This is a genomic window from Psychrobacter sp. ASPA161_6 (genome assembly GCF_051970285.1).
GTDB classification, from domain to species: Bacteria; Pseudomonadota; Gammaproteobacteria; order Pseudomonadales; family Moraxellaceae; genus Psychrobacter; species Psychrobacter glaciei.
Genome location: NZ_JBEFNJ010000002.1, coordinates 760,269 through 770,847, shown reverse-complemented (window position 1 = coordinate 770,847; position 10,579 = coordinate 760,269). Strand labels below are relative to the sequence as shown.

10 protein-coding genes are annotated in these 10,579 nt (G+C 42.3%); 3 read left to right on the top strand and 7 right to left on the bottom strand.

Features of this window, described 5'->3' with window-relative positions; genetic code table 11:
• On the top strand, positions 1–322 hold a 322-nt coding region (locus tag ACTQ9T_RS09225; RefSeq protein WP_440464858.1), incomplete at its 5' end, for an ATP-binding protein.
• Positions 323–1,058: 736 nt separating this feature from the next.
• Here the strand turns inward: ACTQ9T_RS09225 and ACTQ9T_RS09220 are convergent.
• Positions 1,059–1,421, bottom strand: a complete 363-nt coding sequence (locus tag ACTQ9T_RS09220) for a hypothetical protein (RefSeq protein WP_440464857.1) — start codon at positions 1,419–1,421, stop codon at positions 1,059–1,061.
• 35 nt (positions 1,422–1,456) lie between these two features.
• Here ACTQ9T_RS09220 and ACTQ9T_RS09215 point away from each other — a divergent pair, with 35 nt between their 5' ends.
• Complete coding sequence (locus ACTQ9T_RS09215) at positions 1,457–2,257, top strand: SIR2 family NAD-dependent protein deacylase (protein ID WP_440464856.1); 801 nt, start codon at positions 1,457–1,459, stop codon at positions 2,255–2,257.
• Between the two features lie 88 nt (positions 2,258–2,345).
• Here the strand turns inward: ACTQ9T_RS09215 and ACTQ9T_RS09210 are convergent, their stop codons facing one another.
• The 4 genes from ACTQ9T_RS09210 to ACTQ9T_RS09195 form a co-directional block, all read right to left on the bottom strand.
• Entirely contained in the window at positions 2,346–3,344 is a 999-nt protein-coding gene (locus ACTQ9T_RS09210; RefSeq protein ID WP_440464855.1) for an adenosine deaminase, read from the bottom strand.
• A gap of 213 nt (positions 3,345–3,557) precedes the next feature.
• Complete coding sequence (locus tag ACTQ9T_RS09205; protein ID WP_440464854.1) at positions 3,558–4,082, bottom strand: TPM domain-containing protein; 525 nt, start codon at positions 4,080–4,082, stop codon at positions 3,558–3,560.
• A gap of 99 nt (positions 4,083–4,181) precedes the next feature.
• The gene (locus tag ACTQ9T_RS09200; RefSeq protein ID WP_440464853.1) at positions 4,182–5,384 is read right to left on the bottom strand and encodes a TPM domain-containing protein; all 1,203 of its coding nucleotides are present in this window, start codon (positions 5,382–5,384) and stop codon (positions 4,182–4,184) included.
• 141 nt (positions 5,385–5,525) lie between these two features.
• Positions 5,526–6,158 carry a LemA family protein gene (locus ACTQ9T_RS09195; RefSeq protein ID WP_440464852.1) on the bottom strand — a complete coding sequence of 211 codons (633 nt, stop codon included), beginning with the start codon at positions 6,156–6,158 and terminating at the stop codon, positions 5,526–5,528.
• A 1,018-nt stretch (positions 6,159–7,176) separates the two neighbouring features.
• Here ACTQ9T_RS09195 and ACTQ9T_RS09190 point away from each other — a divergent pair.
• The gene (locus ACTQ9T_RS09190; RefSeq protein WP_010196574.1) at positions 7,177–8,724 is read left to right on the top strand and encodes an alanine/glycine:cation symporter family protein; all 1,548 of its coding nucleotides are present in this window, start codon (positions 7,177–7,179) and stop codon (positions 8,722–8,724) included.
• Between the two features lie 216 nt (positions 8,725–8,940).
• Here ACTQ9T_RS09190 and ACTQ9T_RS09185 read toward each other — a convergent pair whose 3' ends face one another.
• Together ACTQ9T_RS09185 and ACTQ9T_RS09180 are read right to left on the bottom strand one after the other, a co-directional pair.
• On the bottom strand, positions 8,941–9,546 hold the full coding sequence (locus ACTQ9T_RS09185) for a fasciclin domain-containing protein (protein WP_352310460.1): 606 nt from the start codon (positions 9,544–9,546) through the stop codon (positions 8,941–8,943).
• Between the two features lie 415 nt (positions 9,547–9,961).
• Positions 9,962–10,516: a fasciclin domain-containing protein gene (locus ACTQ9T_RS09180; RefSeq protein ID WP_440464851.1), complete on the bottom strand. Its 555-nt coding sequence runs from the start codon at positions 10,514–10,516 to the stop codon at positions 9,962–9,964.
• Positions 10,517–10,579: the final 63 nt, after the last annotated feature.

The following is a 10,579-nucleotide window of genomic DNA, read 5'->3' as shown; positions in this document are numbered from 1 at the left end:
TGATAGTACTATCATGATATCCGCTACCGTCTTCACCTCAACCACCTCACTTAATGTAGCAGAAGACGAGGTTCGACCCTCAAAGCAGCCATGGTTGAGACTAACGATAACCAATCGTTTAGACAAACCGTTAGATCAGAGTCAAGCCGATAAATTATTCGAGCGATTTTATCGTCATGATAAAACTAGCCATAAGTATGCAGGTACAGGGTTGGGATTATCTATCGTGCAGGCTATCGCTAATGCACATAAAGGTACGGTTGGTATCACTATCAAAGATGAGTATTTTTTTGAGGTTACTGTAAGATTATTGATGGCTTAACAAGGTAAATCAAAAGAAGATAAACTCAAAACGTTGTTGTCAAAAACTCAATATCGGAGTATTTGCAAGTGTAGTCCAGAACCGTTTCTTCAATGCATTCGAAAAATCGTTAAGATCTAAACTACGGCTGAAATGCCTGACTATTTTTTCGAAATTATAGCACCCCATTTCTACAGTAATTTATTCCGATATTACTTTGATGAGTTAATAATTCGCTTAATCAGTAATTTCTGAAAAATTTAAGTATAAAATACGTACATTAAAACCATAAAAAATGATTGAATTCTATACTTAACTAGTGACCAAAATTGATATTCATGTTGCTATAAAATTCTTTAAAAGACGCTAAACGTCACACCGATAAATCCTTTACACCTCTTTATTTGTATAGTATGGTAGGTTGTTATACATTAATATAACTTAATGAAATATGGTGGTTCTAGCCTCCGAAGCCGAGGGTCGTGGGTTCGATTCCCGCCGAGCGCACCAATTATGATGTTTACAACCTCGCTCCATCACTTCCTTAGCACTACCCTAAATAAACTGTCTATACCTATCAAACCTACACTTCAAAATTTTTGCGGTTTTTCTGTGCCCGTATACTTCTGAGGCTCTCTCCTATAGTCAGTTCGGTATAATTTGGATACAAGGAAGCAGAGTGAAAGTACTACAAATAGTAGACTGAGCGAGACTGACACCGTACCCAATTTATAGAGAATTGACTGTATAGCAAAATTTACTCTGCCTCTTGCAAATTTGCAGTCAGCTGAGCGCGGCTGGGGACTCGGTGGTAATTAATCACTGGTATCTCACCTAGACGGCGCTGACTTGCAGCAATCTTCTTATCAATCGTAATCATCGCGACTTTCTTGCCTTGTTTGCTAACGAGTAAATGATTTACCTTACGTGTGACTCGATAATCAGGAAAGTACTGCTTTAATAGCGCTGATGTTTTTTGCAGAGCATCATTAGGTGTGGCATTTTTTGATTTTGCGCCACTATGTTTTTCTCCTACTTTTGCCCCGCGCGATTTTGCCGCGAACCATAAGGCTGCGATGACAGCGAACAATATGACAAGCCACCAAATTCCGTCTATCATAAGAAAAAATATCCATTATTAGCAAGGGTTGGCTCATGTTAGCAGAATTATCACCAGCGTTAATAGCAGAAGTAAAACTTGCGGCAAAACTGTTGGCAGCGAAACAGCATATTTGCATTTTGACTGGCGCTGGCATTTCAGCAGAAAGCGGCATTCCAACGTTCCGAGACAAGCAGACAGGATTGTGGGAGAACTACGGCGTTGAGGATTTGGCCACACCTGAAGCGTTCGTTCGTGATCCAAAGCTGGTGTGGTCATGGTATCAGTGGCGCAGACAGCTGGTGGCAGATAAAGCGCCAAATCCAGCCCATCATGCGTTGGCTCAGTGGCAATACCATGCGCAAACTTCCGATCAGCAAGTGACTCTCATCACTCAGAATGTCGATGATTTGCATGAGCAAGCTGGTAGCTCGGTGACTCATTTACATGGTCATCTGTGGCGCAACTGCTGTGGTCAATGTCAGACACTCTATCAAGATCAACCAAGAACTTCATACGATAACCGAAACACCATGAGCTTCGATGAGGCACTGCTGACCTGCCCGCATTGTGGTGGCTATATCCGACCGGATATTGTTTGGTTTGGAGAAGCCTTACCCATACAAGCATGGCAGATTGCAGAAGCAGCAGCGGCTAATTGCGAGGTATTTATCAGTATTGGCACATCAAGTCTTGTTTACCCTGCCGCAGGTCTCGCACAGCTAGCCAAGCAAAATGGTGCCAAGATTATAGAGATAAACCCCGACCCAACGCCAAACACCATCGTTGATATCACTTTAGCAGAAAAGGCTGGCGTCATTTTGCCGTTACTTATAGAAGAAATTACTGCTTTATAAGTATGGATATAAAATGAACAATAAAAAAGGCTTAACGGTTGATACCAGTCGTTAAGCCTTCACTACTAAAAAATAAACGCATTAAAGCTTATTTCAACGCAAGATCAACCTTCGCTAAGTAGGATTCTTTTAACTCATCACTGATAAATGAGGAGTTAAAGGAGTTCTTTACTAAAGTAACAACATCGTCTTCCGTTAGCGGTAAGTTTTCGCATATATTTATAAAGTTCTGATTCATATAGCCTTTGAAATATGCTGGATCGTCTGAATTGACACTAATGTTTAAACCATAATCCAGCAGCTCTTTGATATTGTGTTCTTTATAATTTTCAAAGACCTTGAGTTCGATATTTGAGTTCGGACAAACTGTCAGCGGCATTTGCTCGTCTTTGAGCCTTTGCATCAATTCTGGGCTTTTTATAGACTGCACACCATGATCGATTCTATTAATCTCTAACAAATCCAAAGCTTCATAGATATACGAAAAATCTGCCTCTTCACCAGCATGAGCGACCAATTTAAAGCCTTCTTCTTTGGCTTTTTGGAAGACTTCTTTAAATTTCGATGGCGGATTGCCCAGTTCTGATGAATCAAGACCAACACCGATGATATCGTCTTTGTACGCCAATGCTTGCTCTAAGGTTTCAAACGCCTCTTCTTGTGATAAATGTCTTAAGAAGCACATAATGATGCAAGACGTAATACCATGCTTTTCTTTAGCATCTACGAGCGCTTCTTTGATACCAGTGATTACGGCTTCAAAAGGTACACCACGTTCGGTATGCGTCTGTGGGTCAAAAAATATTTCTGTGTGAATGACGTTGTCTTCAACACATTTAAGAATATATTCCCACGTCAAATCATAAAAATCATCTTTTGTGAGCAGGACATTGGCACCCGCATAGTAGATATCTAAAAAGGTCTGCAAGTTGGTGAAGTTATAAGCATTGCGTACATCTTCTATGTCTGTATAAGGAATCTCTACTTGGTTTTTTTTCGCCAATCTAAACATCAGCTCAGGTTCTAGCGAGCCTTCAATATGTAGATGAAGTTCCGCTTTTGGTAGCTTTTTTATTAACTCGATCATAGTGTTCCAGTAATGGTTTTTGATAAAGGCTTTTTTCTAAGGCTTTTTTCTAAGGCTTGATCTCTATAAATGCGTCTGGCTATAGATGCATTTGGAAGCGCCCTCTTGTTTAAAAGTCTATTATATTTGGATTTCGCCTAAAACCCTATAGATTAAGATCAAAACGTCCTACCTTATTATAAGCATCACTTCATAAATGCTACTTCATAAACGCTATTTCAAAAATACCACGGTATCGGACAGCTCATTACCTGCTGGGTTATTCTCAAGATGATAGTACTGACGCAATACCTGCCCAACTTCGTCTAATAATTCAGCCAAGCTCTCTTCGGTGTTTTTATTGGCGATACCCGACACGGCTTTTTCACACATCGCCCGCCAGACTGTGGGGCTCACATGAGCGCTGATACCGCGATCCGCGACTATCTCTAATTTATGCTCACAGATATTGACATAAACCAAGACACCCGTGTTTTCTTCAGTGTCCCACACTCGATACTCGCTGAACAAATCCACCGCACGTTCGCGGCAGTCGATATGATAAGCATCCTGAGTCGGCAGGTGGTTTTCTATAATTAAAAACACTTCTCCACGATGGCCACGCTCTGCGCTAGTGACCTCATCTGTCAAACGGGCTTTGGCTTCTGCTGTCAGCCATTTGCTGTGCAGCAAAGGCACGAATAAGACCTGACGCCACCAGCGGGCAAAACTGGCTTTTGGAGCATTGTTTTCTGACATTTAATTGTTTCCTCACAGACATCATTTTTGCAGGTTGTTTGCGTTTTTTTACTGCGGCTTCATTTGCTTGGTTTTTACTAACCAATTTTTAATAGTTACTTACCATGAGCCACCAGCACCGCCACCGCCAAATCCACCACCGCCGCCACCAAAGCCGCCGCCTCCGAAGCCCCCACCGCCAAAGCCGCCACCACTTCCGCCACCCATACCGGGTAAGAAAATCATACCGCCGCGTCGTCTGCCACCTTTACCGCCACCACCTTTGCCACCACCGCCGCCGCGTGAGATCAAAAACAGCCATATAAATATTGCCATAATCAATGTCATGAAGAACCCGCCGCCCAGTGCCAGCGAGCCAGCAAAAAACCCACCTGCGGTAATGATAGAACCAAATACTCGGCCTAAAATGTTGGTGATAAAACTACCAAATATCATTGCCATAATAAATAAGAAAATAGGTGATGGTAGCTCATCTGAGCCTTGTTGAACGTTACGTTCCGCAGCTTGAGCATCGGCACGGGCCAATACGTCAGGATCAGCAGTCAGGCGCGTTTTGAGTGCATCGACACCTGCTAGTATCCCCGCACCATAGTTGTCTTGCTTAAACAATGGCGTGATGTCTTCACGAATGATACGGTTGACCGCGGCATCTGGTAGCACACCCTCTAGCCCATAACCCGTTAGGACATACATATCACGGTCATTAACTGCGACGACAATCAGCAAACCATCATCGATATCTTTATCACCCAACTGCCATTTCTCTGCAACCTGCAAAGCATAGTCAAAGATAGGCAAACCATTGGTAGTCGGCACAATGACAACGGCTGCCTGCGCCAAACCTTGTTGATAGATACTTCTGAGCTGCGCCTCTAAGCGCTGCTTTTCTTGCGGGTTTAAAATATTGGCTTGGTCAATAACAGGGCTGTTTAATATGAGCTTGTCGGCATCGACACTTTCAGCATTTGATTGAACAGCTGGCTTAGCAGGCGCTCGTGTTGCTGGATTTTCACTATTAGCCGTGTCATTGTCAGCCGCATTAGGGTTGATCGCATCGTTGCCCAGTATGGCTTCGTTAATTGCCTCGTTACCCAATACCGCATCATTTATGGCTTCGTTGGACTCGCCTGCTTTGGCAATCGCTACCAAATCCTCGACACTGCGGTTTTGCAGATTCGAGGGGCTGTTTGAGCCACTATCGGTAGCCACTGCCGTATCATTAGGTGCCGCATACAGCACTGGCGCACTACTGATGCTCAGTGTGAATAGTAATACTGATAAGATTGCTTTTGAATGATTCATCTAATCTATACCACCTCAAATGACGTCTGTGCTGAATGAATAGCGACTACTGCAATAACTATGAGCTTCGTTTATCTTTTAAGCATCAAGCCTTATTATGCATCGTACTTTTTGTGCACCGTATTTTTTATGCACCATACTTTACTGAGCAGCTGCTGCATCGTCGTCGCCAAAGTCAACACTGGGTGCTGTTGAAATGGCATCTTCATTGGCTACCGTAAAGTTTGGCTTGGTATCTAGACCAAATACTTTGGCAGTGATATTGGTTGGAAATTGACGCACCGTCGTATTATAGCTTTGTACTTCTTGAATATAGCGGTTACGAGCAACGGCGATACGGTTTTCCGTGCCTTCTAGCTGTGCTTGCAAATCTTGGAACAAGGCATCTGACTTTAGCTCAGGATAGCGCTCAGAGACGGCCATTAGACGCGATAAAGCGCCAGTCATCTGCTCTTGCGCAGCCGCATAACGCTCCATCGCTTCAGGGTCGTTGAGCACCTCAGGGGTCACGGTGATACCACCAGCACGTGAGCGCGCTTCAGCAACTTGGGTAAACACCTCTTGCTCTTGCTCTGCGTATTGCTGTACAACTTTGACCAAGTTTGGCACTAGGTCTGAGCGGCGTTGGTATTGGTTGACTACTTCTGACCACGAAGCCGTTACCTGCTCATCTTGTGCTTGCAGATTGTTATAACCACAACCCGTCAAACCAACGGTAGAAGTCGCTAATACTGCTGATAGCAACATGGGTTTTACAATGGATTTACGCGTCATCGTTGTCTCTCCTAATAATGATAAATAACAAATACCTAGTAACACGTTTTTTACAGCTGATATAACCACTTGTTCAACCATCTTGTACGTCTATTTATCCAGTCCATCCACTACTACTTTATTCAATAGAATGATAGTCGTCAGTAACGGTTACATTTTATAGCCTACAAGACATTCTGCCAATAATGGCGATATAACCCACTATTTACAATTCATCGTTACCAAAACACAACCGCCACGCCTAATCATATTGGCATTTATACTTGCTTACACTATGGTTATATTTATCCAAAAGCCTAATTATGTTGACTAATAAGCCATTTCGCTCCGGACTGCGGGTAAAACAATAATGTAGCAGTTACAAAACTCCTTTGTTTCATCGCTATTTATTGTGGGGTCTGTCGTCTCAAACATCGAGATATCCTGCTACTCTTAAAGAAATTTCTAGTAATTGTGCCAAAAATATGGCAAATTGCAGTTACGTAGCCGTACGGTTTGAATACATTTGGTAGTGGACTTATCGTTTGTTTAGTATTAGAGGATTACGAACGTCTGGTTAACTCTGTTCAGGGATCGCCAAAGCCTCAACTTACAAATCGACAAGCTTTTACCAGTGTAGCCAATCGATACGACTCATAGCAAGTTGAATGCTATCACTTTACTGATAAGTATTTAATTATATAACCGCCTGTTTTATCCGCTGGTCCATTTATAACAGCTATTGCGTCGATAACGTAATGACTGGATGTACCGCATAATGAAGACAGCAAAGGATTGCAACTGCAGCTCATTTTGAAATTGACTCTGATGAGCGGTATACACATGGTCAGTGTTGCGAATAGGCCAAGCGGATAAATACAGACAACTACAGTCCATTCTGAGTGGCTAAGTACATATAAGACTTAACGAGATGTGTAAGTCTATGCAGGCAAACTAAGTGAGCCACTAGAGCAATTGGTTGACGCCGGTATTAGTATTATATTAATAGCCACTTTGAGACAGTATTAGGAATATACATATGGAAGGTTTAGTCAATTTAGTAAACGGAATTATCTGGAGCCCTGCACTGATCTATCTGTGTCTGGGTGCGGGTCTGTTTTATTCCATTATGACGCGCTTCGTACAAGTACGTCTATTCGGTGAAATGATAAAGTTACTATTCACCGGTAAATCTAGCGCACAAGGTATTTCATCATTTCAGGCACTTGCCGTCTCACTCGCAGGACGCGTGGGTATGGGTAACATCGCTGGGGTAGCTGCTGCTATCGGCTTCGGTGGTCCAGGTGCAGTATTTTGGATGTGGGTTGTGGCCTTCTTAGGGGCATCTACTGCCTACGTCGAGTCTACCCTTGCACAGATTTATAAAGAAAAAGATGTGATCACTGGCGAATATCGCGGTGGCCCAGCTTATTACTTTGAGCGTGCCCTTGGTCAAAAGTGGTACGGCATCCTCTTCGCCATCGCTTCTATCTTAGCTTGCGGTATGTTCTTACCAGGCGTACAGGCAAACGGTGTTATCAGTGCGTTCGCACAGGTGATGGGTGAAGGTACTATCATGAACGTCGGAGGCCTAGAAGTTGGCTCTATGCGTTTAGTGGCACTAGGTATCATTCTAGTCGTTCTAGGTATCATCATCTTTGGTGGTATTAAGCGTATTGCAACTTTTACCGAGTTTGCTGTACCTTTTATGGCACTAGGTTATATCGTTTTAGCCTTAATTATTATGTTCTCTAACGTCAGCTTGATCCCAGATGTATTTGGTATGATCATTGGTGATGCATTCACTGCACAAGCAGGTTTCGGTGCTGCTATTGGTTGGGGTGTAAAACGTGGTATTTACTCTAACGAAGCTGGACAAGGTACTGGCCCTCACGCTGCTGCTGCTGCTGAAGTTGAGCATCCATCACAGCAAGGTTTAGTACAGGCATTCTCAGTATATGTCGATACGTTGCTAGTCTGTTCTGCTACCGCCTTTATGATTTTATCTACAGGCATGTATAACATTCAAGGTACGCTTCCAGATGGTCAGTTCATCGTACAGAATGTTGCTGCTGGTGTTGAGATTAACTCACCTGCCTTTACGCAAATGGCAATGGAATCTGTCTATGGCACCTATGGTAATACCTTTATTGCCATCGCAGTATTCTTCTTTGCCTTTACTACGATTTTGGCTTACTACTACATCGCTGAAGTAAACGTGGCTTACTTGACTCGCTTCCTCGGTCGCGGTGCCAATAAAACTGGTCTATTCTTAGTCAAAATTCTAATCATGGTGATGGTTGCCTACGGTGGCTTGAATTCAGCTGGTTATATCTGGGCTATTGGTGATATTGGTGTTGGCCTCATGGCTTGGCTCAATATTGTTGGTATTTTGGTCATCTTCATTGTGGCTCGTCCAACATTGACTATGCTAAAAGATTATGAAGCTCAGCGTAAAGCTGGCGTGAAACGCTATAGTTTTGATCCTGCCAAATTTGGTATCAAAAACGCACCTTATTGGGAAGAGCGTCATCTAGCTGAACAAAAAAGAATGAACGCAGACCCACTACGTAAAGACAACGTATAATCTTCTTTAGTTTAGTACTGCTACACCCTACTCATTGCGTATAAAAAGCCCGAGACTATTGTCTCGGGCTTTTTTGTGCCGATACCCTTATAGACCGTCGTAAAAAATACCAAGATAAATATATTGGCACAAAAAAGCCCAGCTCAATGGCTAGGCTCTTTCAGTATTATCTACACGTCAACTACTGATAAGTCATGACCAGTAGTCTGTAAAAAATTACTCAGGCATTAATACTGCATCGATAGTGTGTACCACACCATTGGTTGCCATTATGTCAGTACCAGTGATGTTAGCCGTTCCACCAGTAGCATCTGTAATGACGTTAGCATCGCTAATAGAAATCGTTGCGCCGTTAGCGGTTTTGATATCAGTAGCGTAAGGGATATCAGCAGCTTTAACTTCCATAGGTACTACATGGTAAGGAAGTACTTTCTTAAGTAGATCAGTGTTGGCCAATAACTCTTCTTTAGTCACGCCTAACTTCTCTAGTACTGGAGCAAAAGCATCGTCAGTTGGGGCAAATACTGTGTATTTGGTATCTTCCATCAACATAGTATCAAGACCAGCGGCTTGAAGCGCTGCTGTAAGGATAGTTAGGTTCTCATTGCCTGCCGCTATTTCAGCGATAGTCTGTGTAGCTTCCATGTCAGTCATTGGCTCTGCTTCAACCATTGGATCAGCTTCAGCAACTGGCTCAACTGCCATTTCTTCGGTGGTAACTTCAGGCTCAACTGGATCAGTAGCGGCTTCTTTGTCACTACAAGCAGCTAGTGACATGGCGGCTGTAACTACGGCGATAGATAGTAAGTTTTTCTTTAACATAGGTATTTCCTTGTAGATAATTAATTAAATAATGTGATTAACAAATATTCATTTTAAATAAAGATAAAAGTGACTGATATCTTGCAGACAGTACCGACTACTTATTATCCAGTCCTGATATCAAATTCGCTATATCGATAACTATAATTCTAACGGTTTAATTTTTAATTGGTACTTACTTAGGTAGCAACACTGTATCAATCACGTGTACGCTGTTGTTGACTTTTATTCTGGATATGGCGTATTGACAATATAACTGCTTTATAATTGCTAATACGCTATTTTGAAGTAGCACTATTTGACATGCCATATATCTAAAAACGCCATTATCTGATTGTTGACTCATACAGATAACAGCTGTTATTGGTTCAATCTCTACCTCATAGAAAGTAGAGATATCAGGTTTTAATTATTCTTATTTAGGTAACAATACTTTATCGATCACGTGTACCACACCATTGTTGGCAGCGATGTCAGTTTTCAAGATGTTAGCTGTGCGGCCATTTTCATCCATCAACTTACCTTCTTTAGTTACCATCAAGGTATCTTTGCTGGCTGTCATGACATTACCAGGCTTAACGTCTTTAGCGTACATGGCCATATCACCACTCACGACGTGATAACCTAATACCTTAGTTAACAAAGGCTTGTTGGCGAACAACTGCGCTTTGGTCATACCTGTTTCTTGTAATGCTTGCATAAAGGCAGCATTGGTCGGTGCAAATACGGTGTAATGAGCATTAGGATCAGACAACATGCCTGCTAGACCTGCTGCTTGTACTGCTTCTACTAACACTGAAAAATCAGGGTTGCTCTGCGCCACTTGTACAATGTTCATTTTTGCCATAGATTGGCTATGCATTGGTGCTTTCATATCAGCGCTTTTGGCTGGCATTATATTATTACAGGCGCTTAGACCTGCGATTGAAAGAGCAAGTGTACCGATAGTAGCAATTTTAGTAATTTTCATAATATATCCCTTCATGATTGAATCATTCTTGATTATTGTATTACTGACTTACAAAGTAGATAA